The sequence below is a fragment of the Pseudomonas sp. NPDC089743 genome, assembly GCF_044748785.1.
Lineage (GTDB): Bacteria > Pseudomonadota > Gammaproteobacteria > Pseudomonadales > Pseudomonadaceae > Aquipseudomonas > Aquipseudomonas putida_X.
Genome location: NZ_JBIVGS010000007.1, coordinates 152,871 through 176,691, shown reverse-complemented (window position 1 = coordinate 176,691; position 23,821 = coordinate 152,871). Strand labels below are relative to the sequence as shown.

Here is a 23,821-nt window from a genome sequence, read left to right as displayed (position 1 = left end):
CCCGTCGCGGCGAGCAACGAATCTCTCGATCCCTGAGAACACAGCCTATGTCAGAAATGCATTCGGCGCTGTCTGCTGGACAGCGCCGAAGGGTATCAATGGATCAGGCCGACCCGCGACAGGTTGGGCAAGTGGCTGAGCTTTGGCTCTGGCCAGCTCATCCAGACCGCGAAGGCCTTGCCGACAATGTTCCGGTCCGGAACCATGCCGTGCAGTTCCTTGGGAATGTTCGGGTCATCCCAGTAACGGCTGTCGTTGGAGTTGTCGCGGTTGTCGCCCATCATGAAGTAATGGCCAGCCGGCACGGTCCACTGCTGGTCCGGCGGCATGCGATAACGGGTCATTTCCTTGCGGATCAAGTGCTCGGTTTCGCCAAGTTTTTCCTTGAACAGCTCGGCGCTGCCCAGGGTACCTGGCTCGGCACCGACCAATTGCTCGGCCACTGGCTGGCCATTGACGAACAGCCGCTTGTCGCTGGTGTAGCGGATCTGGTCGCCTGGCAGGCCCACCACACGCTTGATGTAATTGACGTTCGGGTCGCTTGGGTAGCGGAACACCATCACATCACCGCGTTGCGGGTCACCCACCTCGATGACCTTCTTGTCGATCACCGGCAGGCGAATGCCATACGAGAACTTGTTCACCAGGATGAAATCGCCCACTTCCAGGGTCGGTTTCATCGACCCCGAAGGAATCTGGAACGGCTCCACAAGGAAAGAGCGCAGCACCAGTACGATGAACAGCACCGGGAAGAACGACTTACCGTACTCGACCAGCAGCGGTTCCTTGTTCAGGCGCTCGACCACCGCCATTTCTGGCTGAGTGACACTACCCTGGTAGTTGGCGACCGCCGCCCGCCGGCGCGGAGCCAGGAACAGCAGGTCGATCAAGCCCAACAGACCGCAAACGGCTACGGCGATGACTAGCAACAGCGGGAAATTTAGCGACATAGGACCTAGCTATCCAACCTGAGCACGGCGAGGAAGGCTTCTTGTGGAATCTCCACGTTGCCCACCTGTTTCATGCGTTTCTTACCGGCCTTCTGCTTCTCCAGCAGCTTTTTCTTACGGCTGACGTCACCACCGTAGCACTTGGCCAGTACGTTCTTTCTGAGCGCCTTGACGGTTGTCCGCGCAATGATCTGGCCGCCAATGGCTGCCTGGATCGCCACATCGAACATCTGCCGCGGGATCAGTTCCTTCATCTTCTCGGTCAACGCACGGCCTTTGTAGGCCGCGTTGTCGCGGTGCACGATCAATGCCAGGGCATCGACCTTGTCGCCGTTGATCAGTACATCCAGCTTGACGAGGTTAGCCGATTGATAGCGATCGAAATGATAGTCCAGCGAAGCATAGCCGCGGCTGGTCGACTTGAGGCGGTCGAAGAAGTCCAGGACCACTTCGTTCATCGGCATGTCATAACGCACCTGCACCTGGCTGCCGAGGAACTGCATGTCGCGCTGTACCCCACGCTTCTCGATGCACAGGGTGATGACGTTGCCCAGATGCTCCTGCGGCACCAGGATGGTCGCGGTGACGATCGGCTCGCGGAAGTCGGTGACAGATGAAACGTCAGGCAGCTTCGACGGGTTGTCGACCACGATGGTTTCGCCGGTCTTGAGTTCCAGCTCGTAGATCACGCTTGGCGCGGTGGTGATCAGGTCCAGGTCGTACTCGCGTTCCAGGCGCTCCTGGATGATCTCCATGTGCAGCATGCCCAGGAAGCCGCAACGGAAGCCAAAGCCCAGTGCGTCGGAGCTCTCGGGCATGTACTGCAGCGACGAGTCGTTCAGGGTCAGCTTCTGCAGGGCGTCGCGGAAGTCCTCGAAATCGTCGGAGCTGACCGGGAACAGGCCGGCATAAACCTGCGGCTGAATCTTTTTGAAGCCTGCCAGCATTTCGACCTCGGGGGTCGAGGACAGGGTCAGGGTGTCGCCGACCGGCGCACCATGGATGTCCTTGATGCTGGCAATGATGAAGCCAACTTCACCGGCTTTCAGGTCAGCGGTCTGGGTATGTTTCGGGGTGAACACACCCACGCTGTCGACCAGGTGCACCTTGCCGGTGGACTTGACCAGGATCTTGTCGCCCTTCTTGACGCGGCCCTGGCGCACGCGCACCAACGAAACCACGCCCAGGTAGTTGTCGAACCAGGAGTCGATGATCAACGCCTGCAACGGGGCATCGATTTCGCCCACAGGCGCGGGGATGGTGTGGACCAGACGCTCGAGCACCTCGTCGACGCCCATGCCGCTCTTGGCACTGCACGCTACCGCATCGGTGGCGTCGATGCCGATGATCTTCTCGATCTCGTCCTTGACCCGATCAGGGTCGGCCTGGGGCAGGTCCATCTTGTTCAGGACCGGCATGACCTCAAGGCCTTGCTCGATGGCGGTGTAGCAGTTGGCGACGGACTGGGCTTCGACGCCCTGGCCGGCGTCCACCACCAGCAGCGCACCCTCACACGCCGCCAGGGAACGCGAGACTTCATAGGTGAAGTCGACGTGGCCGGGGGTATCGATGAAGTTCAGCTGGTAGGTCTTGCCGTCCAGCGCCTTGTAGTGAAGCGTGACGCTGTGGGCTTTGATGGTGATCCCGCGTTCGCGCTCCAAGTCCATGGAGTCGAGAACCTGAGCTTCCATTTCGCGTGCCGTCAGGCCACCGCACAACTGGATGAAACGGTCGGCCAGCGTCGACTTGCCATGGTCGATGTGGGCGATGATGGAGAAATTGCGGATATGACTCAAATCACTCACGGGTCAACACTCGAAAAGGCTGCGAGCCGGACGCCCGCCGAAAAATAGCCGGGAATTGTACCTCAACCAGCAGGGATATGGGAGATTCCTCTGACGCACGATACAGGCTGAGTGCCCCCAATAATTGTGAACGTTCATGAAAAAGGGCAGCCGAAGCTGCCCTTTGCGACTGACAAGCCGGCTTATTCGGCCAGCTTGAAGGTGATGAAGCTGGCACGGCCCTGGCGCAGCACGCGCATGGATACCGAACGGTTCTTCGGCAGCTCCTTGGCAATTTCGGTGAACTGCTTGGCCGAGGCGATCGCCTGGTTGTTCAAGTGGCTGATCACGTCACCTGGACGCAGGCCAATCATGGCAGCCGGGCCATCCTGGACTTCTTTGATAACCACGCCGCCCTTGAGCTCCAGGGACTTTTTCTGCTCGGCAGTCAGGTCGGAGACGGAAACACCCAGGCGGTTGCTGCTGCGCTCTGCGCTGCCATCGGCACCCGTGCCGGTACCGATATCGGCATCGTCATCAGGCATCGCACCAATGGTCACATCCAGGTTCTGGCGCTTGCCATTGCGGATGATTTCCAGCTTGGCCTTGGCGCCAGCTTTCAGGGTGCCGACCAAGTGTGGCAGGTCGGCCGACATGACAATCGGTTGGCCGTTCATGCTCAGGATCACGTCGCCCACCTGCAGGCCGCTCTTGGCTGCCGGGCCATCTTCCAGCACCTGCGCCACCAGGGCGCCGGCCGGCTTGTCGAGACCGAAGGATTCAGCCAGGTCCTTGTTGACCTCCTGAATGACCACACCCAGCCAGCCGCGGCTGACCTTGCCGTCTTTCTTCAACTGATTGGAAACATCGAGCGCGACATCGATCGGGATGGCGAACGACAGACCCATGAAACCACCCGAACGGGTGAAGATCTGCGAGTTGATACCCACGACTTCGCCATTCATGTTGAACAGCGGCCCACCGGAGTTGCCCGGGTTGATGGCCACGTCGGTCTGAATGAAGGGCACATAGGTGTCATTGGGCAGGGTGCGGCCTTTGGCGCTGACGATCCCTTTGGTCACCGAGTGATCGAAACCGAACGGCGAACCGATGGCCAGCACCCACTCACCCACCTTGAGCTTCTCGGAGTCGCCCAGTTTGACGGTGGGCAGGTTCTTGCCGTCGACCTTGAGCAGGGCCACGTCGGTGCGCGGGTCGGTGCCGACCAGCTTGGCCTGCAGCTCGCTGCGATCCGACAGACGGACGATGATCTCGTCGGCATCGGCAACCACGTGGTTGTTGGTCAGCACATAGCCGTCACTGGAAATGATGAAGCCTGAACCCAGCGACTGGGCCTCACGCTGACGGTCACCTCGGGGCGAGCGCGGCTGCTGCGGTATGTTGCGCTCGAAGAACTCACGGAACATCGGCGGCAACCCTTCGAGGTCCGGCATCTGCCCGGCAGCAATACGGCGGTCCGGCAGTTTTTGCTTGGTACTGATGTTGACCACTGCCGGCGAGGCCTGCTCGACCAGAGTAGTGAAGTCAGGCAAGGCTTCCTCGGCCTGGGCAGTCAGCACCTGGCCGAGCATCAGCACGGCGGCGAACATCGATAGATAGGATTTCAAGCGTGGTATTGACATACGGCTCCCGTCACAACGAGCGTAGTTAACATAAGACCGCCTGCAAAAGCAGGAAAGGTCAGACTCCAAGAAGCCTGACCTATAGAAAATTTACAGATGGATTGCAAATGACAATGCTTTAATTTCATTTCAGCTGCATGTCCGTGCGCCTTGGCATGAGCCGAAAAAGGGCGCCATTACTGGCGCGCCTGAGCATCCTGTGGCCGCATCGAGAGTGCGACGCGTTCTGCGGTACCCAGCGGAATTTCGCCGACCACGGTGACCATCACCTTGCCCTTGGGCGTGTTCAGGCGACGTGAAACGGCAGAGGTGGGGCCCAGTTGAGTACGTACATCTGCACTGGCATCTTCGGTAACCGGCTCCAGAAACACCGAGAAGCGCGCCAGGCCATCGTCGTACATGAGACTGCTGACGGTGCTGTTGCGAGACGGGTCACGCCGCACCGCGCTGTTGATCAGCTCGAAACCCGGCGGCAGCCAGTCCGAGCGCCAGCCTGCGACCGCTTCGGTCTTGGTGCTGGCCACCCGCTCCACCGGTTTGCAGGCGGCACTGGCCTTCAGATCGGCATCGGTTGGCAAGTCATCGGTATCCAGGCGCGTCATCTGGAAGCGTTCGAGCAATTGCCCCTTGTCGTTGAGCATCAACGAGCGCAGCGGCAGGCCGGTCTTGCTGTCCAGATGCAATTCGAATGCGTAGCGATGCTGGTCGCGCGGTGTCAGGGTGACAATGACCGCATCGCGCCCGGCGACACGTGACTTGCCTGCTAGAGCCAAGTCGTACCAGCTCATCAACTTGAGGGGGTCGAGCATGCGCGGCGCGGCATCAGGCAAGTCGCTCACACCACTTGCCAAGGCACCGCCAATACATTGCACCTTGCCATCCACGCGCACGATTTCCTGAGTGGTACCGTCAAGCTGCAACAGCCGCTCGCTGACCTTGCCGTCATGCACCCGATGCCAGATATCGTGGGAGGAGAAGCTGCCATTTCGTTCGTAAACGAAGGAGCCCTGATAACTCTGCTTCTGTTCGGCTTGTGCCAGCTTGCTCAGCCATTCGCTTGCCTCAGGCGACGAATTGGCTGCCAACGCTGGCACCGTCATGCAACTGCCTAAAAGCAGCGACAAGAGAGGTAGCGCGCGCATGATCCTCCTTACTTAGCGGTTTTCCAGGCTGGCGGCGCGGGCATACGGCAGGGCAGTTTCAGTACCCTTGAGCGCGGATTCCTGCGCATGCTGACGCAGATAGCCCGGCAGACGCTGATCCCAGCCGGCCTGGTTCTGCAGCACGCCATTGGCCATCGGCCCGGTCGGTTGCTCACTGCTTTCACTATAGCCTGCCAAAACGGCTGGGCCCTGAGTTTGTGGCATGCTCAGGCCCTGTTGGGCAGGTTGTTGCGCAGCCAGTTCGGCACCGGTGATCTCGTCCTGGTTGTACATGCGCACACCCGCCAGCACAGCGACAGTCACCGAAGCGGCAACGGCCAGACGGCCAATGCTGCGCCATGGGCCTTTGTTGACCTTGGCCGGCACGGCTTCGTCAGCCAGGGCGGCAGACACCGCCGAGGCGATATCCAGTTTCGGCAGCAACAGCTCCTTGTGCATCGCTGCGCGGGCAACCTGGTAACGCGACCAGGTGGCACGGGTTTCGGCATCGTCGACGGCGCTCAGCACCCGTCGCAATTCCAGTTCGTCCGCTTCGTTATCCATTACCGCGGACAGCGATTCCTGCAAAGCTTCACGACTCATGGCGGTTCCTCTCTTGGCTATCGCCGCTGTCTCAGGTTTCCTGCAGCAACGGCTGCAGGGCTTTGTCTATGGCCTCCCGAGCGCGGAAGATTCGAGAGCGCACGGTACCCACCGGACATTGCATGACACTGGCAATGTCTTCGTAACTCAACCCGTCGAACTCACGCAGGGTCAGTGCCGTGCGCAAATCTTCGGGCAGTTGCTGGATGGTGCGATGGACTGTGCCTTCGATTTCATCCCGCAACAGGGAGCGTTCTGGGGACTCGAGATCCTTGAGGCCATGATCGCCGTCGTAAAACTCCGCATCCTCGGAGCTCACATCGCTGTCTGGCGGCCGTCTTCCACGGGACACCAGATAGTTCTTCGCCGTGTTGATGGCGATGCGGTACAGCCAGGTATAAAACGCGCTGTCGCCGCGGAAATTGCCAAGCGCACGGTAGGCCTTGATAAAGGCTTCCTGCGCCACATCCTGGGCCTCGTGGGTATCGTGAACGAACCGCACGATCAACCCGAGAATCTTGTGCTGATACTTCAGCACCAACAGATCGAACGCTCGCCTGTCGCCGCGCTGCACGCGCTCTACAAGCTGCTGATCCTCTTCCTGGGTTAGCATGAACACTCCTCAGTGGACTCGAAGGAGCGTTGCATCAGCCATCGTTCAGGCTTGCAAACATAGACTCGGGCTTTTCGCAAAAGTTCTCTCCTCCAAGCAAGTTTCCTGCGGCCCTTGACTGGCTCGCACGGAAGACGCAGCGCGGGCAAGGCCGGCAGCGTCGATAATCAGGTTTCGGATACGCAGGTGTCAGCCCGGATAGAGCCGCCGCCTCGCGTCGCCGCGCGAAATGGTGGCGCACGGGCAGCCTTCCTAGGATTTCCAGCCATGTAGGAAAGTTCCCAGGAAGATTACCCTTACGTCGCAAGTGGCATGGAAATTGGCCACCACAGGCTGCTATAAAGGCAACCCGGCCGCTATTCACGATAGTTTCACAATGCCATCTACGCGTGACTATTGTGCCGTGCCCCCTCCAAAGATTACTAGTGTCCCGACATGAGCCAACAATTCCAACATGATGTCCTGGTGATCGGCAGCGGCGCAGCCGGTCTCAGCCTGGCACTCAACCTGCCCGCCCACCTGCGCATCGCCGTACTGAGCAAGGGCGACCTGGCCAATGGCTCGACCTTCTGGGCGCAAGGCGGCGTGGCGGCGGTGCTGGACGATTCCGATACCGTGCAGTCCCATGTCGAGGACACCCTCAACGCCGGTGGCGGCCTGTGCCATGAAGAGGCGGTGCGATTCACCGTCGAGCACAGCCGCGAAGCCATTGAGTGGCTGATCGAGCAAGGCGTGCCTTTTACCCGCGATGAGCACGCCAGCGTTGACGATGGCGGTTTCGAATTTCACCTGACCCGCGAAGGCGGGCACAGTCACCGGCGCATCATCCATGCCGCCGACGCCACGGGCGCGGCCATTTTCACCACGTTGCTGGAGCAAGCCCGCAAACGCCCCAATATCGAACTGCTCGAGCAACGCGTAGCGGTCGACCTGATTACCGAGCGGCGCCTTGGCCTGCCCGGCGAGCGGTGCCTGGGCGCCTATGTGCTGAACCGCAACAGTGGTGAGGTGGATACCTTCGGCGCGCGTTTTACCGTGCTCGCTACCGGCGGTGCCGCCAAGGTCTACCTGTATACCAGCAACCCAGATGGTGCCTGCGGCGATGGCATCGCCATGGCCTGGCGCGCCGGCTGCCGGGTTGCCAATCTGGAATTCAACCAGTTCCATCCGACCTGCCTCTATCATCCGCAAGCCAAAAGCTTCCTGGTCACCGAAGCCCTGCGCGGCGAAGGCGCCCTGCTGCGCCTGCCCAATGGTGAGCGCTTCATGCCGCGTTTCGACCCCCGTGAAGAACTGGCTCCGCGCGACATCGTGGCCCGGGCCATCGACCACGAGATGAAGCGCCTGGGTGTGGACTGCGTCTACCTGGACATCACGCACAAACCGGCCGACTTCATCAAAAGCCACTTCCCGACCGTCTATGAGCGCTGCCTGACCTTCGGTATCGACATCACCCGCCAACCGATCCCGGTAGTGCCGGCCGCCCACTACACCTGTGGTGGGGTGGTGGTCGACGATCGCGGCCATACCGACGTCCCGGGCCTGTACGCCATCGGCGAGACCAGCTTCACCGGCCTGCACGGCGCCAATCGCATGGCCAGCAACTCGCTGCTCGAGTGTTTCGTCTACGGCCGTTCGGCTGCCGCAGACATCGAGGACCGCCTGGCCCAGATCGCCATGCCCAAAGCCCTGCCCTGCTGGGATGCCAGCCAGGTCACCGACTCGGATGAGGATGTGATCATTGCCCACAACTGGGACGAACTGCGGCGGTTCATGTGGGACTATGTGGGCATCGTGCGCACCAGCAAGCGCCTGCAGCGTGCCGAGCACCGCGTGCGCCTGCTGCTGGACGAGATCGACGAGTTCTACAGCAACTACAAGGTCAGCCGCGACCTGATCGAGTTGCGCAACCTGGCACAGGTGGCGGAGTTGATGATCCGCTCGGCCATGCAGCGCAAGGAAAGCCGCGGGTTGCACTACACCCTGGACTACCCCGGGATGCTGGCTGAGGCCAAGGACACCATCCTGAGCCCAACCTGAGGGTCGATGCCGCTTTGGCAGGCAAACCGCAAGGGCAGACGCAGCGCCTGCCTAGCGGGCCGCTACCTCTGCCCACCGGCGCCGGCTGAACTTCAGCCGTACCCGCAGACGCCGATGCTGATCAGCCGCCGTGGCATCGCCGACAACGCACTGGCTCTCGGCCAGCCAGCGCCCAGGCCTGGTGAACCGCAATACCACCAGGCCCGGCAGCGCCACGCTGTCGCGACACAGGCGCACCGCCTGCCAGCCCCCGGCACGGCTGAAAAGCTGCCAGCCCGATGCATCCCGGCGCAGGCCAGTGACGGCTTGAGCATGGGTCAGCAGTATGCGTCGAGGGATCACCCAGCGGGCGTGGGCCAGGCAAGCGCCTGAGACAGCGAGGGAAAACCACCAGGGCAGCGCACTCAGCCACAAGGCCAGCAACGCCAGCACCTGGCAGATCAGGTAGGCCGCCAGCAGCAGGCGCGAACCCTGCCAACGGCACTCGAAACATTCACTTGGGCTGGACACGGTCCAGAATGATGCGAACCATGCGCTGCAGCTCCGGGTCTTCGGACTCGGTACGCTCCATGAACCAGCCGAACATATCCTGATCCTCACAGCTCAACAGGCGAACGTAGAGTTCGCGATCGGCTTCGCTCAGGGTCGGGTAGACCTCCTGGGTGAAAGGCACCAGCAGTACGTCGAGTTCCAGCATGCCGCGACGGCTGTGCCAGAAAAGCCGGTTGAGTTCAGTTTGTTCGACCATGGGGCCCTCCTCAAATGGGCGGCCAGTATACAGCCAGGCGCACGAAGCGGCACGAGGCGTTGGTCTAGTCACCTACCTATTTTGTTACTGGCGTTCTATGATGGCCGCCAGTCTTTAGCCACCGCGATCCCCCATGGCCGATTCCGCTTTCTACTGCCCGCTGTCCCACGAGGGCATCCTCGCCGTCCGCGGCTCCGATGCCGGCAAGTTCCTGCAGGGCCAGTTGACCTGCAACATCAACTACCTCAGCCCCGAGTACGCTAGCCTGGGCGCCCGCTGCATGGTCAAGGGGCGTATGCAGTCGAGCTTCCGCATCCTGCCCGAAGGCAACGGCTACCTGCTGGCCATGGCCAGCGAGCTGCTCGAGGCACAGCTGGCCGACCTGAAAAAGTACGCTGTGTTTTCCAAGGCCACGCTCAGCGACGAAAGCGCTGCCTGGGCGCGTTTTGGCCTGCAAAGCGGTGATGCGGCGCTGCTGGCCTTGGGTTTGAAGGTGCCGACCAACGCGGGCGCCACCGAACGCCATGAAGGCCTGATCGCCGTGGCCGTCTCCGAGGGGCGCGTGGAGCTGTGGGTACCGGCGGACGCCGCCGCCAGCGTGCGCGAAAAACTGGCAACCTCATTGCCTGAAGCACCGCTGAACGACTGGCTGCTGGGGCAGGTCCGTGCCGGCATCGGCCAGGTCATGGGCCCGACCCGTGAGCTGTTCATCCCGCAGATGATCAATTTGCAGGCGGTCGATGGCGTGAGTTTCAAGAAGGGCTGCTACACCGGCCAGGAAATCGTCGCGCGCATGCAGTATCTGGGCAAGCTCAAGCGACGCCAGTACCGCCTGCTGCTGGACCAGCAAGCTATTCCTGCCCCAGGGGCGCAGATCTTCTCGCCGACCCATGGCTCATCGGTTGGCGAAGTGGTCATTGCCGCTAGCACAGGCCAGGGCTGCGAACTGCTAGCGGTACTCAGTGCCGAGGCCGTGGAGGATGACAACCTGCACCTGGGCAACCTGCAAGGCCCGCGCCTGCAGGTTTCGAGCCTACCCTACGAACTGGATCGCGACCGGGAAATCCAGCGCTGACCAGCCCGCCACCCCTGCTGTAGAGAAGTAAATGAACAAGCTGGCCGAGATGGTTCAAGCACAGTTGCTGGCTGCCATCGCCAACGATGACCTGGTCCTGCCGACCCTTCCGGAAGTTGCCCTGAGCATCCGTGAGGCCGCCGAGGACACGGAAATCAGCGTTGCTGCCCTGAGCAAGGTGATTGGCCGCGACGCGGCCCTCTCCGCCCGCCTGATCAAGGTAGTGAACAGCCCCCTGCTGCGGGCGGCGATCGAGGTCACCGACCTGCATACGGCCATCACCCGCCTGGGCATCAACTACAGCTGCAACCTGGCCATCGGCCTGGTGATCGAACAGATCTTCCACGCACGTTCATCGGCAGTCGAGCAAAAATTAAGGGATATCTGGGCCAATAGCCTTGAAGTGGCGGGCATCAGCTATGAAATCTGCCGCCGCTTCACCCACCTCAAGCCTGACCAGGCTACCCTCGGCGGCCTGGTCAACCAGATCGGCGCGCTGCCGGTACTGATCTACGCCGAAGAGCACAACGAACTGCTCTCGGACCCGGTATGCCTGCACTACGTGATCGAGCAGATCCAGCCTGTGCTGGGGGACAAGATCCTTTCGTCATGGGAATTCCCCGAGCAATTGGTCAACCTGCCAAGCCAGGTGCAGGACCTGGACCGGCGCACCGACAAAATCGACTACATCGACGTGGTGCAGATCGCCCGCTGCCTCAGCCAGCGCGGGCGCAGCCGGCCTCTGGCGGCGTTGCCGGCCTATCGCCACCTGGGGTTGCCGTTTGGCACGGAGCTGGAGGTTGGCGAGCTGCTGGAAGCGCGCAGCATGCTGCGCTAGCCGTGCCCTGCCCGCCAACGGTGCCGCGCAGGCAAGGCCTCAGTCAGCGATAAAACTCACGCGCACTTTCAGCCCGCCCTTCTCGCCGTCGTGCAGACTGATCTGCGCCAGGTGCGCGCGACAGATCTCACCGACGATCGCCAACCCCAAGCCAGTGCCTTGGGCGCTGCGTCGATAGAAGCGCTCGAACACCCGCTCGCGCTCATCTTCGGGAATACCGGGGCCATCATCCTCGACCTCCAGTATCGCTGGCGCCAGCACCCGCAAAATCACATTACCGCCCGCCGGCGTATGGGCCAGCGCGTTGTCCATCAGGTTGCTGAGCAATTCGTTGAGCAAGGTCGGCTCACCTTTGAGCCATACCGGCGCCGCGGCCTCCAGCGCCAAGGCCACACCACGTTTATGCGCCAGCGGCGCCATGGCCATGCCCAGCTCGCGGGCCAGCTGGCTGAGGTCCAGGCGCTGAGCGCCACCCTCGGCGATTGCCCGGGCGCCATTTTCCACACGGGCCAACGACAACAGCTGGTTGGCCAGATGGGTCAGTCTGTCAGTGCCTTGGGCGGCAGACTCCAGCGTCTGGTGCCACTGTTCGGGCTGTTTCGCGCGCAAGCCCAGTTCGACCCGCGCCTTGAGGGCCGCCAACGGCGTGCGCAGTTCGTGGGCGGCCTCGGCAATGAATTGCGCCTGGCGCTCGAACTGCCCTCGCAAGCGTTCGGTGAAGTGATTCAAGGCACGCACCAGCGGGTCAAGCTCACGCTGCACCTGTACCAGCGGCAGCGCGCGCAGGTCATCCGGCTGACGCTCTTCCACGGCTTTGCGCAGACGCTCGAGCGGGCGCAGCGCCGCACTTACCGCGAACCAGACCATCCCCAATGCCCCGAGCGCCAGCATGCCCAGGCGCAGCAGGGTGTCGGCCATCAGCCCACGGGCCATGCTCACCCGCGCCTCCTCGGTCTCGGCCACCCGGATTTCAGCCATGCCGTTCATGTTCGGCTCGCTCACAGCCTTGAGCAGGCTGACCACGCGCACGTCCTGCCCGAGGTAGGTGGCGTTGTAGAAGCGCGCCAGCGCCGGGTAATCGTCCGTACGCGGTGTGCCTGGCGGCGGGGGCGGCAGGTTCTCGTAGCCCGAGATCAGTTTCTGGTTGATGTCCAGCACCTGGTAGTAGATGCGCCCGGCACTGTCGTAGGCAAAGGTGTCCAGCGCCACGTAGGGCACGTCCGCGCTGAGGGTGCCGTCGCGCTGGGACAGGCCGGCGGCGATGGTCCGCGCCGATGCCAGCAAGGTCCGATCATAGGCCGTATCGGCAGCCTCGCGCCCATTCCAGTAGGCGCTCAGGCCGCTGGCCAGCATCAGCACGACCAGCAGCAGCGCCAGGTTGCCCAGCAAGCGCCCGCGCAGGCTGCCATTGTCACGCATCGCGGTGCTCGAGCAGGTAGCCGAGGCCGCGGAATGTGACAATGGCCACCGGCTGGCCGTCGAGCTTCTTGCGCAGGCGGTGGATGTAGATTTCGATGGCGTCAGGGCTGGCCTCTTCGTCCAGGCCAAAGACCTGGGCGGCCAACTGCTCCTTGCTCATCACCCGGCCGGGCCGGGCGATCAGGGCCTCGAGTACGCTCTGTTCACGGGAGGTCAAGGTCAAGGTGTCCTCGCCCAGGGTGAACCGCCGGGTATCAAGGTCATACACCAGCGGACCGCAGCGTTGCTGGCGCTCGCCGCCCAGTACGCTGCGCCGCAGCAGCGCCTTGACCCGTGCTTCCAGCTCGGTCAGCTCAAAAGGTTTGGCCAGGTAGTCGTCGGCGCCCAGGTTCAGGCCATGCACCCGGTCCTTCACATCGCTGCGCGCAGTCAGCATCAGCACCGGCAGGGTCTTGCCGCGCCCACGCAGGCGGGCCAGCACTTCAAAGCCGTCCATGCGCGGCAAGCCCACGTCGAGCACGGCAACGGCGTACTCCTCGCTGGCCAGCGCCAGGTCGGCGGCCACGCCGTCATGCAGCACATCCACGGTCAAGCCATGGCTCTTCAGGGCCTGGGCCACGCTTTCGGCCAGTTGTACGTGGTCTTCGACCAGCAGCACACGCATCGGATTCTCCCTGCTCGGGTGGGGCGGTGGCGCGGAGTGTACCGCTGTAGCCCGGTCTGTGAAGCCCCTCGTAACAAACCTTTCAGGCTGAAAGGTTAGCGAAAGGTTCGTTACCTAGCATCGCACCACGGTCGCCCCATGCGCCGAAAAAAAGCACCAGCAAGGTGCAACCAATAAGAACAATAACGGAGTCATCCTCGATGCTGTCATCGCAGCCGCAGGCGTTCGCGCCTACCCGTTCCCTTTCCGCACGCCCATACGCCTACGCTTGTGCCTTCGCGCTGGCCGGCGTCGCCCCGATGAGCCAGGCCGCCTTCTTCGAAGACAGCACGGCAACCTTCGAAACCCGCAACATGTACTTCAACCGCGACTTTCGCGACGGCACCCGTGCGCAGCAGTCCAAGCGCGACGAGTGGGCCCAGGGCTTGATGCTCAACTTTGAGTCCGGCTACACCGACGGCACCGTGGGCTTTGGCCTGGACGCCTTGGGCATGCTCGGCATCAAGCTCGACTCAAGCCCCGACCGCGCAGGCTCTGGGCTGTTGCCGACCCACGATGATGGCAAGGCCGCCGATGAGTACTCCAAACTCGGCCTGACCGGCAAAGTGAAAGTGTCCCAGACCGAACTGAAAATCGGCTCGCTGATCCCCGAACTGCCGACCCTGCAGCCCAACGATGGCCGCATCCTGCCGCAAACCTTCGAGGGCGGGCTGGTCACCTCCAAAGAGATCAAGAACCTCACCTTCACCGGCGGGCGCCTGGAGAAGGCCAAGGATCGCAATGACACCAACTGGGAAGACCTGGCCCTGAACAACAAGAACGGCCGCTTCGGCGGCACGTTCTCGGCCGACAACCTCGACCTGGGGGGCGTCGACTACCAGTTCACCGATCGCATCACCGGCAGCTACCACTTCGCCCAACTCGACGACATCTACCGCCAGCACTTCCTCGGCATGGTCGCCACCCAGCCTTGGGGCCCGGGCACCTTCGGTGCCGACCTGCGCCTGGCCGTGAGCGACGATCAGGGCCAGGCCAAGGCCGGTAGCATCGACAACACCACCGTCAACGGCATGTTCAGCTATGCCTTGGGCGGGCACAAGGTGAGCGCCGCCTACCAACACCTGTCAGGTGACAGCGCCTTCCCTTATGTCGATGGTGCCGACCCATACCTGGTCAACTTCGTGCAGATCAACGACTTCGCCGGGGCCGACGAGCGCTCGTGGCAAGTACGCTACGACTACAACTTCGCAGCGCTGGGCGTCCCGGGCCTGACCTTCATGACCCGCTACATCAACGGCGACAACGTCAGCCGCGCCGATGGCAGCGAGGGCAAGGAGTGGGAACGTAATACCGAGTTCAAGTACGTGGTTCAAAGCGGCCCGTTGAAAAACGTCGCCGTGCGCCTGCGCAACGCTACCTTCCGCTCGAATTTCGCCCGCGATGCCGACGAAGTACGGCTGCTGGTGAGCTACAGCGTCGCCCTGTGGTAACCCATAACAACAACGCTAACGGAGATAGACGATGACCTTTTCATTGCGCCGCCTCGCCCTGGCTACCGGCTGCCTGCTGCTGGCCGGCCATGCCATCGCCGCCGAACCCAAACGCCCCGAATGCATCGCCCCGGCCTCGCCCGGTGGCGGCTTCGACCTGACCTGCAAGCTGGTGCAAAGTGCCCTGGTGCAGGAGAAGATCCTCAGCAAACCGATGCGCGTCACCTACATGCCAGGTGGTGTCGGCGCAGTGGCCTACAACGCGGTGGTAGCGCAGCGCCCAGCGGATGCCGGCACCTTGGTGGCATGGTCCAGCGGCTCCTTGCTCAACCTGGCCCAGGGCAAATTCGGCCGCTTCGACGAAAATGCCGTGAAATGGCTGGCGGCAGTCGGCACCAGCTACGGCGCCATCGCGGTGAAAAGCGATTCCCCCTACAAGACCCTGGATGACTTGGTCGCAGCGCTGAAGAAAGACCCGAGCAAGGTGGTGATCGGCTCTGGCGGTACCGTCGGCAGCCAGGATTGGATGCAGACCGCCCTGATCGCCAAGGCCGCCGGCATCAACCCGCGCGACCTGCGCTACGTGGCCCTGGAAGGTGGCGGTGAGATCGCCACTGCGCTGCTCGGTGGCCATATCCAGGTCGGCTCCACCGATATCTCCGACTCCATGCCCCACATCCAGAGCGGCAACATGCGCATCCTCGCCGTGTTCTCGGAAAACCGCCTCGACGAGCCGGAGATGAAAAACATCCCCACCGCCAAGGAACAGGGCTACGACATCGTCTGGCCGGTGGTGCGCGGTTTCTACCTCGGGCCGAAAGTGAGCGACGAGGAGTATGCCTGGTGGAAGGACTCCTTCGACAAGATGCTTGCCTCTGAAGACTTCGCCAAGCTGCGTGACCAGCGCGAGCTGTTCCCGTTCGCAATGACCGGCGCAGAGCTGGACACCTATGTGAAGAAGCAAGTGGCGGACTACAAGGCACTGGCCAAGGAATTTGGCCTGGTTCAGTAAGCCTGGGCGCCTGTACGGGCCACATCACCGGCAAGCCGGCCCCCACGGCGACAGCGTAGGGAGCCAGCTAGCCGGCGAAAAGGCCTGCACGGCCACTGCAACCCCAATGAGGATTCCCAATGATCCTGCAACGCCTCTTCGCCCTGGCTCTGCTGGCGCTGTGCGCCGTCCTGGCCGTGATGGCCTGGCCCTACCAGGCGGCCTTTTCCTACGAACCGGTCGGCCCACGGGCCTACCCGCTGTTGATGCTTGGCCTGATGAGCCTTGGCCTGCTCTATCTCGCCATACGCCCCACGCCCATCGTGCACAAGGACGACGAGCCTGCGCTGGACCGCGCGACCCTGACCAAGATTGCTGTCTGCGTCGGCCTGCTGCTGGTCTTCGCCAGCACCTTTGAAGCCTTGGGCTTCATCCTCAGCGCCATCCTGGTTGGCATCCCCATGGCGCGCTTGTACGGCGGCCGCTGGCTGCACAGCACCCTCGTGGTGGTAGGCATGAGCCTGTTCCTCTACTGGCTGTTCGACCGCGTGATGGATGTGCCCCTGCCCCTCGGCCTGCTGAGCGTACTGGAGAACTGACAGATGGATACCTTGAGCTACCTGGGCCAGGGCTTTGGCGTTGCCCTGACCCCCTACAACCTGGTTACCGCCCTTTCGGGCACCCTCATCGGCACCGTGGTCGGCCTGCTGCCGGGCCTGGGCCCGATCAACGGCGTGGCGTTGCTGATCCCGATCGCCTTCGCCCTCGGCCTGCCCCCAGAGTCGGCACTGATCCTGTTGGCAGCGGTCTACCTGGGCTGCGAATACGGCGGGCGGATCAGCTCGATCCTGTTGAATATCCCGGGCGAAGCCTCGACCGTGATGACCACCCTGGACGGCTACCCGATGGCCCGCAACGGCCTGGCTGGCGTTGCCCTGTCGCTGTCGGCGTGGAGTTCGTTCATCGGCGCACTCATCGCCACCTGCGGCATGGTGCTGTTCGCCCCATTGCTGGCGAAATGGGCGATCGCCTTCGGGCCGGCGGAGTACTTCGTGCTGATGGTGTTCGCCATCGTTGCGTTGGGCGGCATGGCCGGGGACAAACCGCTGAAGACCTTCATCGCCGCACTGATCGGCCTGTTCCTGTCAGCGGTGGGCATCGACGCCAACAGCGGCGTGTACCGCTTCACCGGTGACAGTGTGCACCTTGCCGACGGTATCCAGTTCGTGGTGCTGGTGCTGGGCCTGTTCTCGATCAGCGAAATCCTGCTGCTGCTGGAGAAGACTCATCATGGCCACCAGGCGGTCAAAGCCACGGGGCGCATGCTGTTCAACTTCAAGGAAGCAGCCTCGGTGTTCGTCATCAATGTTCGCTGTGGCGTGCTCGGTTTCATCATGGGCGTGCTGCCAGGTGCGGGTGCGACCCTGGCCAGCGCCGTGGCCTACATGACCGAGAAGCGTATCGCCGGCGAAAGTGGCAAGTTCGGCAAGGGCGATGCCCGTGGCCTGGCTGCCCCGGAAACGGCCATCGGCGCGTCCTGCTGCGGCGCCCTGGTGCCGATGCTGACCCTGGGCGTTCCCGGCTCAGGCACCACTGCGGTGATGATCGGTGCACTGACCCTGTACAACATCACCCCCGGCCCCCTGCTGTTCGAACAGCAACCTGACATTGTCTGGGGGCTGATCGCATCGCTGTTCGTCGCCAACATCATGCTGGTGATCCTGAACATCCCGATGATCCGCATCTTCACGCGCATCCTCGCCGTACCGAACTGGGCGCTGGTGCCAGTAATCGCGATCATCACCGCGATCGGTGTATACGCCGTGCACGCCACCACCTTCGACCTGTTCCTGATGGTCGGCATCGGCATCATGGGCTACATCCTGCGCAAGCTGGACTTCCCGCTCTCGCCCATCCTGCTCGGCTTCATTCTGGGCGGCCTGATGGAGCAGAACCTGCGCCGTGCGCTGTCGATTTCCAATGGCGAACTGGGCATTCTGTGGTCGAGCTCGATCAGCATGGGCATCTGGGCACTGGTGGTGTTCATGCTCTGCCTGCCGCTGCTGCGTATCTGGCGCAAGCGCAGCCTGCAGCGCCGGGCGATGGCCGATGCCTGATCGGTCGTTACCGCTGTACTGGGCGACAGGGCTGGTCGGCCTGGCGGGCGGGTATCTCGCCAGCCTGGTCGGCTGGCCCTTGCCTTGGATGGTCGGCGCCTTGCTGGCGATCATCCTGGTGCGCTGCCTGACGCCCTGGCAACTCTCGGAACTCCCCAATGGCCGCAAATGCGGCCAATGCATCATCGGCCTGGGTATCGGCCTGCACTTCACCCCTGCCGTGATCGAACAGGTGGCCAGCCATTTCGTGCTGATCTTCTTTGCCGCGCTGCTAACCACGGTTTCCAGCGGGGTGGGCGTCTGGTTGCTGCGGCGTACCGGCGAAGACCGTGCCACGGCATTTTTTGCCAGCATGCCCGGGGGTTCCGGGGAGATGGTCAACCTCGGCGCGCGTAACGGCGCGGTGCTCAGCCAGGTGGCTGCGGCGCAAAGCCTGCGGGTGCTGGCGGTGGTGCTGTGCGTACCGGCGCTGTTCAAGTTCCTGATCGGTGACGGTGTGCCGCTCAATCATACCGCCAGTGTGAGCTGGGGCTGGCTGGCACTGATCGCACCGCTGGGTGTGGCGGTCGCTCTCGCCTGGCAGCGCTTGCGCCAGCCCAACCCCTGGCTGTTCGGGCCGCTGCTGGTGGCCGCCACGCTAAGCCTGGCGGGCAACCTGCAGATTGCCCTGCCCGACGGTGCCAGCCAGATCGGCCAATGGTTGATCGGCAGTGGCCTGGCCTGCCACTTCAGCCGCACATTCTTCCGCCGAGCGCCGTCGTTCTTGCTGCGCACGTTGCTCGCCACCGCGCTGTGCATGTTGATCGCGGGCGCTGCCGCCTGGGGGTTGAGCGTGATGACTGCGCTGGATCTGCGCTCGCTGACGCTGGGCATGATGCCGGGCGGCATTGCCGAGATGAGCCTGACCGCAGAGACGTTGCAGTTGTCGGTGCCGTTGGTGACCGCGTTGCAAGTGATGCGCTTGCTGTTCGTGCTGTTTCTGGCCGAACCGCTGTTCAGATGCTGGGTGAAAGGCCAGGACTGAAGCTAACGCAACGCCTGTGGAAGGTGACCTGAGGTTGATGTCAGGCAGTCAGTGTGATCAGGGCTGCTGCGCAGCCCATCGCCGGCAAGCCGGCTCCCACCCCAACCGCGCCAACTTTTAGAAGTTGAGCAAGAACAGTTACCCCCACCGCGACCGCGCAATTCTTCAGGCCTGCGCTTTACTGGGGGAGGCAACCATCTTCTAAAAGCCGGCGCAATCCATGTGGGAGCCGGCTTGCCGGCGATCACCGGCGAAGCCGGTGCCATGCAGCGCTGCATCGACAACGCAGGCAAGGCAGCCGCTCACTCCCCCCTCAGAGCCCCCTGCCCTTCAAAGCGGCGGCAACGCCCAGTTGATCGGCGCCAGACCACGCTGTTCGAGGAAGCCATTGGCCCGGCTGAAATGCCCACAACCCAGGAACCCCCGGTACGCCGACAGTGGCGAGGGGTGCACCGACTTCAATACCAGATGCTTGGTGCCATCGATCAGCTTCTGCTTGCTCTGGGCATGCGCGCCCCACAGCAGGAACACCACGTTCGAACACTGCTCGCTGACCACCTGGATGATCCGGTCGGTAAAGAATTCCCAGCCTTTCTTGGCATGCGAAGCGGCATTGGCGCGCTCGACGGTCATGGTCGTGTTGAGCAGCAGCACCCCCTGCTCGGCCCAGCTCTGCAGGTAACCATGGCTGGCAATGGGGATGTTCAGGTCGCGCTGCAGTTCCTTGTAGATGTTGACCAACGACGGCGGGGTCGGCACACCCGGCTGCACCGAGAAGCACAGGCCGTGCGCCTGGCCCGGGCCGTGATACGGGTCCTGGCCGAGGATGACGACTTTCACCTGATCGAGCGGGGTGGAGTTGAGCGCATTGAAGATCATCGGGCCGGGTGGGTAGATTTCCTTGCCAGCGGCATACTCTTGGCGCAGGAATTCACGCAGCTGGTGCATGTAGGGCTGGTCGAACTCGGCCCGCAGGGCGTTTTTCCAGCTGGGTTCGAGTTTGATGCGATCGTCGTCAGTCATGGGGCCATCCGTAAACAATGGCGCGACACTAGGTAAGCCATCTGCCCTTGTCAATCGGTCCGACCTGTGGCCTGCATGATCGCCCAGGCAAGCCATACTTGAGCGATGACTTGAACGAGGTAGCCATGACCATTCACTGCGAGGTACTTACCGGCGCCGATGGCGCTCGCATCGGCATTGCCACACTGGACGCGCCCAAGGCGCTCAATGCCCTGAGCCTGCCGATGATCGAAGTGCTCGGCGAATACCTGCAGGACTGGGCACGCGACCCGGGCGTAGTCTGTGTATTGCTGCGTGGCAACGGCGCCAAGGCATTTTGCGCCGGCGGCGATGTACGGGCACTGGCCCAGGCCTGCCGCGACCACCCTGGCAGCGTGCCACCGCTGGCAGCCACCTTCTTCGCCGCCGAATACCGCCTCGACTATCTCCTGCACACCTACCCCAAGCCTTTGCTGTGCTGGGGCCACGGCCATGTATTGGGGGGCGGCATGGGGCTGTTGCAGGGGGCCGGGGTACGCATCGTCACGCCCAGCAGCCGCCTGGTTATGCCAGAAATCAGTATTGGCCTGTACCCCGACGTGGGCGCCAGCTGGTTTCTTGGGCGCCTGCCGGGCAGGCTTGGGCTGTTTCTGGGGCTGACCGGCGCCCCCATCAACGCCCGGGATGCCATCGATCTGGGCCTGGCGGACCGATTCTTTGGCGAGCATCAACAAGACGGGCTTATCGAAGAGCTGTTGCAACTCAACTGGCAAGAACAGACCGACCTGCAGTTGAACAGCCTGCTCAAGGCGGAGCAGCACCGTGCCTATGCCGAACTGCCGCAGGCGCAGTGGTTGCCGCGGCGCCAGCTGATCGATGCCCTGCTCGATGTTGCCGACCCGGCGGCCGCGTGGCGGGCACTGGAGGGGCTCAAACAGCATGACGACCCCTTATTGGCCGCTGCTGGCCAACGCCTGCACGAGGGCTGCCCGCTCACGGCGCACCTGGTCTGGGAACAGATCCGTCGGGCCAGGCATCTGTCATTGGCCCAGGTGTTCCAGATGGAATACAGCATGAGCCTCAATTGCTGCCGTCACCCCGAATTCAGCGAAGGCGTGCGCGCCCGCCTGCTGGACAAGGACAACCAGCCACGCTGGCACTGGCCGGATGTTGCGCAAGTGCCGGCGGCCGTGGTCGAGGCCCATTTTGAGAAGGTATGGGAGGGGCGCCATCCCTTGGCAGATCTTGCCTGACCGGGGCCGCGATGCCCCTCCCGACACACCTTCACCGTTGCCAGTTGCGGTCACCTGAGCGCCTACCCTCCGGACGTCGATCACGATCACCCCGGCCATTGGAGTGCCAGCGGTCGTTCTGATACCGCCGGCTGTCATTGCGGTAATCATGCCGGTCGCGATCACGGCCGTAGTCATAACGCTGGCGATTGCCATAGTCGTAACGCGGGTTGCCATGCCACTGCTTCATCGCCGGCTGAGGGTGCGCACGGTATTGCGGCACGGGCGCAGGCCGGTAGTAGCGCGGCGCCGGCTGATAGTAGTAGCGCGGCTGGGGGGCGACGTAATAGCGGTCATGACGGTAATAGCCCGGCGAGACATACCGGTCAGCGGTGTAGTAATCGGTACGATAATAACGGCCACCCTCGTGGTAGGGCACGCACGCGCTTGTCATCAGGCCCAACAGGGCGATCAACAGAATTCGATAGGACATGGCGGCCTCCTGGACCGCTGGGGTGCCCGTACAGCGGCGCTGCCGAGCGTCGACGCCAAAGCGAACATCGACAAGGAATATGACATTGTCGCCATCGTGCAGTGCCATTTCCGCAATAATTTGAAATAGCTTGGATACCCCCAATAAACCTGCAGTCTTTTCCCAGGCTTATCACTAGAATGATCGCCTCGGCACACATCACGGGATGATCATGCCCTCACGTTCCGCTCTGTTCGCGCACCGCTCGCTGATCCTCACCATTTTGATGCTGCTGGCCTGCGGTTTCATCGCCACCTCGCTGCTCAGCTATTTCGCCTCCCGCAGCGCGATCCGCGATGGCATCGTCAACACTGAACTGCCGCTGACCTCCGACACGGTCTATTCGGAAATCCAGAAAGACCTCATCCGGCCGGTACTGATCGCCTCGATGATGGCCCAGGACACTTTCCTGCGTGACTGGGTGCTCGCTGGCGAGCAGGACACTCAGCGCATCACGCGCTTCCTTGGCGAAGTCATGGGCAAGCAGGACACCTTCACTTCGTTCTTCGTCTCCGACCGCACCCTGACCTATTACCAGGCCAAAGGTGTGCTCAAGCAGGTCGAGCCCGACAGCTGGCGCGACGCTTGGTATTTCCGCCTGCGCGACCAGAAAGCACCCTATGAAATCAACGTCGACCTGGACATGGCCAACCAGGACAGCCTCACGGTGTTCATCAACTACCGCGTGCTGGACTACCAGCAGCGGTTCATCGGTGCGACCGGGGTGGGCCTGAGCGTGGACACGGTGGTCAAGCTGATCGACACCTACCAGCGGCGTTACCAGCGTTCGGTGTTGTTCACCGATGCCAAGGGCAAAATCTTGCTCACCGGCTCCGACGGCGGCCCGCATGGCCTGCGGGTCGGCCAGCCACTGCGCGACAACCCCGAACTGGATGCCTTGCAGGCTCAGCAGCCGGTACCCGCCGAGGGCAGCCATGAATACAAAGACAGCGAGGGCCACAGCCACTTTCTCAACGTAAGGCACCTGCCCGAACTTGACTGGTACCTGTTGGTGGATAAACGCGAGGCCGGCGCTTTGGCGCGCATTCGCCACTCGCTCTACCTCAACCTGGCGATCTGCGCGATGATCAGCCTGGTGGTGGTGTCGCTGCTGCATGCCATGCTCAGGCGCCATCAGGCCAGTATCGAGTCCCTGGCCACGCTCGACAGCCTTACCGGGCTGCCCAACCGGCGCAGCTTCGATCTGCTGGCGGCAAAAGCCTTGCAACAAGCCCAGCGCGATTGCGCCCCGCTGGTGGCGCTGTTGATCGACCTGGACCACTTCAAGACGCTCAACGACAACCACGGCCACCTGGCAGGCGACGAAGTGCTGCGCCAGTTTGCCAATGTGCTCCAGGGCAGCCTGCGCCAGTCGGATATACTGTGCCGCTGGGGCGGCGAGGAGTTCATCGTGCTGCTGCGTGAAACTCAAGGCCGGCAAGCGATCGACGTGGCGGAGAAGATCCGTCGGCGTACCGAGCAACTGACCTTCAGCCATGACGAACAGCCGTTGCGCCTGACCACCAGCATAGGCCTCAGCGGCCTGCAGCCGGGCGATACCCTACAAGCCCTGCTGACCCGCGCCGACCGTGCGCTTTATCGTGCCAAGCAGGCCGGCCGCAACCGCGTCTGCAGTGAAAATCCCGGACTTGTGTATGAATGACAGCCAGCACTGCCCTGCCTGTGGCGCCCTCAACCAGTGCACCCTGGCCGACCCACGTACCGCAGCCGCAGCCTGCTGGTGCTATGCGGTGACAATCGACCCTGCAGTTCTGCAGGCTCTGCCAGATGAACTGCGCGACAAATCCTGCCTGTGCCCGCGCTGCGCCGCAGGCGCCGGCCTGGCCGAGGACGCGCCTGCACGGATCGAGGCAAAAAAGCGCTAGACTGCGCGCCCCTCCCTGGACCACCTCA

23 protein-coding genes are annotated in these 23,821 nt (G+C 62.7%); 11 read left to right on the top strand and 12 right to left on the bottom strand.

Annotation, left to right across the window (positions count from 1 at the left end):
• Positions 1-95: 95 nt before the first annotated feature.
• The 6 genes from lepB to rpoE all read right to left on the bottom strand — a co-directional run bounded on the left by lepB (position 96) and on the right by rpoE (position 6,735).
• A complete protein-coding gene (gene lepB, locus ACIPZC_RS15055) occupies positions 96-950 on the bottom strand; it encodes a signal peptidase I (RefSeq protein WP_241804838.1) in 855 nt (284 codons plus the stop codon).
• A 5-nt stretch (positions 951-955) separates the two neighbouring features.
• Positions 956-2,755 carry a translation elongation factor 4 gene (gene lepA, locus ACIPZC_RS15050; RefSeq protein ID WP_241804837.1) on the bottom strand — a complete coding sequence of 600 codons (1,800 nt, stop codon included), beginning with the start codon at positions 2,753-2,755 and terminating at the stop codon, positions 956-958.
• A 182-nt stretch (positions 2,756-2,937) separates the two neighbouring features.
• Entirely contained in the window at positions 2,938-4,344 is a 1,407-nt protein-coding gene (locus tag ACIPZC_RS15045; RefSeq protein WP_400627884.1) for a DegQ family serine endoprotease, read from the bottom strand.
• A 209-nt stretch (positions 4,345-4,553) separates the two neighbouring features.
• Entirely contained in the window at positions 4,554-5,519 is a 966-nt protein-coding gene (locus tag ACIPZC_RS15040; RefSeq protein WP_400627760.1) for a MucB/RseB C-terminal domain-containing protein, read from the bottom strand.
• A 12-nt stretch (positions 5,520-5,531) separates the two neighbouring features.
• Positions 5,532-6,122: a sigma-E factor negative regulatory protein gene (locus ACIPZC_RS15035; protein WP_241804834.1), complete on the bottom strand. Its 591-nt coding sequence runs from the start codon at positions 6,120-6,122 to the stop codon at positions 5,532-5,534.
• 31 nt (positions 6,123-6,153) lie between these two features.
• The gene (gene rpoE, locus ACIPZC_RS15030; protein ID WP_003252049.1) at positions 6,154-6,735 is read right to left on the bottom strand and encodes an RNA polymerase sigma factor RpoE; all 582 of its coding nucleotides are present in this window, start codon (positions 6,733-6,735) and stop codon (positions 6,154-6,156) included.
• A 435-nt stretch (positions 6,736-7,170) separates the two neighbouring features.
• Between rpoE and nadB the strand changes: the two genes are divergently transcribed.
• Positions 7,171-8,775 carry an L-aspartate oxidase gene (gene nadB / locus ACIPZC_RS15025; RefSeq protein ID WP_267821337.1) on the top strand — a complete coding sequence of 535 codons (1,605 nt, stop codon included), beginning with the start codon at positions 7,171-7,173 and terminating at the stop codon, positions 8,773-8,775.
• A gap of 51 nt (positions 8,776-8,826) precedes the next feature.
• Here nadB and ACIPZC_RS15020 read toward each other — a convergent pair whose 3' ends face one another.
• Both ACIPZC_RS15020 and ACIPZC_RS15015 read right to left on the bottom strand, forming a co-directional pair.
• Entirely contained in the window at positions 8,827-9,285 is a 459-nt protein-coding gene (locus ACIPZC_RS15020) for a protein YgfX (RefSeq protein WP_400627757.1), read from the bottom strand.
• Positions 9,269-9,523, bottom strand: coding sequence for a succinate dehydrogenase assembly factor 2 (locus ACIPZC_RS15015; RefSeq protein ID WP_008094993.1), 255 nt, complete (start codon positions 9,521-9,523; stop codon positions 9,269-9,271). The genes ACIPZC_RS15020 and ACIPZC_RS15015 overlap by 17 nt, the downstream gene beginning before the upstream one ends.
• A gap of 133 nt (positions 9,524-9,656) precedes the next feature.
• Here ACIPZC_RS15015 and ACIPZC_RS15010 point away from each other — a divergent pair, with 133 nt between their 5' ends.
• Together ACIPZC_RS15010 and ACIPZC_RS15005 are read left to right on the top strand one after the other, a co-directional pair.
• On the top strand, positions 9,657-10,598 hold the full coding sequence (locus ACIPZC_RS15010) for a YgfZ/GcvT domain-containing protein (RefSeq protein ID WP_400627754.1): 942 nt from the start codon (positions 9,657-9,659) through the stop codon (positions 10,596-10,598).
• A gap of 31 nt (positions 10,599-10,629) precedes the next feature.
• On the top strand, positions 10,630-11,436 hold the full coding sequence (locus ACIPZC_RS15005) for an HDOD domain-containing protein (protein WP_267821332.1): 807 nt from the start codon (positions 10,630-10,632) through the stop codon (positions 11,434-11,436).
• Between the two features lie 39 nt (positions 11,437-11,475).
• On the opposite strand, the gene ACIPZC_RS15000 is transcribed toward ACIPZC_RS15005, so the two are convergent.
• On the bottom strand, positions 11,476-12,855 hold the full coding sequence (locus ACIPZC_RS15000; RefSeq protein ID WP_241804824.1) for a sensor histidine kinase: 1,380 nt from the start codon (positions 12,853-12,855) through the stop codon (positions 11,476-11,478).
• A complete protein-coding gene (locus ACIPZC_RS14995; RefSeq protein ID WP_241804823.1) occupies positions 12,848-13,519 on the bottom strand; it encodes a response regulator in 672 nt (223 codons plus the stop codon). Before ACIPZC_RS14995 ends, ACIPZC_RS15000 begins: the two co-directional genes overlap by 8 nt.
• 200 nt (positions 13,520-13,719) lie before the next feature.
• On the opposite strand from ACIPZC_RS14995, the gene ACIPZC_RS14990 reads away from it, so the two are divergent.
• From ACIPZC_RS14990 to ACIPZC_RS14970, 5 genes are all read left to right on the top strand, one after another.
• Positions 13,720-15,009, top strand: coding sequence for an OprD family porin (locus tag ACIPZC_RS14990; protein WP_400627751.1), 1,290 nt, complete (start codon positions 13,720-13,722; stop codon positions 15,007-15,009).
• 31 nt (positions 15,010-15,040) lie between these two features.
• Positions 15,041-16,021 carry a tripartite tricarboxylate transporter substrate binding protein gene (locus ACIPZC_RS14985; RefSeq protein ID WP_241804821.1) on the top strand — a complete coding sequence of 327 codons (981 nt, stop codon included), beginning with the start codon at positions 15,041-15,043 and terminating at the stop codon, positions 16,019-16,021.
• 119 nt (positions 16,022-16,140) lie between these two features.
• The gene (locus ACIPZC_RS14980; protein WP_400627748.1) at positions 16,141-16,599 is read left to right on the top strand and encodes a tripartite tricarboxylate transporter TctB family protein; all 459 of its coding nucleotides are present in this window, start codon (positions 16,141-16,143) and stop codon (positions 16,597-16,599) included.
• 3 nt (positions 16,600-16,602) lie between these two features.
• Positions 16,603-18,117, top strand: a complete 1,515-nt coding sequence (locus tag ACIPZC_RS14975) for a tripartite tricarboxylate transporter permease (RefSeq protein ID WP_241804819.1) — start codon at positions 16,603-16,605, stop codon at positions 18,115-18,117.
• Complete coding sequence (locus tag ACIPZC_RS14970) at positions 18,110-19,141, top strand: AbrB family transcriptional regulator (RefSeq protein ID WP_400627746.1); 1,032 nt, start codon at positions 18,110-18,112, stop codon at positions 19,139-19,141. Before ACIPZC_RS14975 ends, ACIPZC_RS14970 begins: the two co-directional genes overlap by 8 nt.
• A 330-nt stretch (positions 19,142-19,471) precedes the next feature.
• Here ACIPZC_RS14970 and ung read toward each other — a convergent pair whose 3' ends face one another.
• Positions 19,472-20,164, bottom strand: a complete 693-nt coding sequence (gene ung / locus ACIPZC_RS14965) for a uracil-DNA glycosylase (protein ID WP_241804817.1) — start codon at positions 20,162-20,164, stop codon at positions 19,472-19,474.
• Positions 20,165-20,289: 125 nt separating this feature from the next.
• Here ung and ACIPZC_RS14960 point away from each other — a divergent pair, with 125 nt between their 5' ends.
• Positions 20,290-21,396 (top strand): enoyl-CoA hydratase/isomerase family protein, encoded by a 1,107-nt coding sequence (locus tag ACIPZC_RS14960; protein ID WP_400627744.1) that lies wholly within the window; start codon positions 20,290-20,292, stop codon positions 21,394-21,396.
• Positions 21,397-21,427: 31 nt separating this feature from the next.
• Here ACIPZC_RS14960 and ACIPZC_RS14955 read toward each other — a convergent pair whose 3' ends face one another.
• Complete coding sequence (locus tag ACIPZC_RS14955) at positions 21,428-21,868, bottom strand: hypothetical protein (protein ID WP_400627742.1); 441 nt, start codon at positions 21,866-21,868, stop codon at positions 21,428-21,430.
• A 211-nt stretch (positions 21,869-22,079) separates the two neighbouring features.
• On the opposite strand from ACIPZC_RS14955, the gene ACIPZC_RS14950 reads away from it, so the two are divergent.
• Entirely contained in the window at positions 22,080-23,570 is a 1,491-nt protein-coding gene (locus ACIPZC_RS14950) for a sensor domain-containing diguanylate cyclase (RefSeq protein WP_267821307.1), read from the top strand.
• Positions 23,563-23,793, top strand: coding sequence for a cysteine-rich CWC family protein (locus ACIPZC_RS14945; protein WP_400627740.1), 231 nt, complete (start codon positions 23,563-23,565; stop codon positions 23,791-23,793). The genes ACIPZC_RS14950 and ACIPZC_RS14945 overlap by 8 nt, the downstream gene beginning before the upstream one ends.
• Positions 23,794-23,821: the final 28 nt, after the last annotated feature.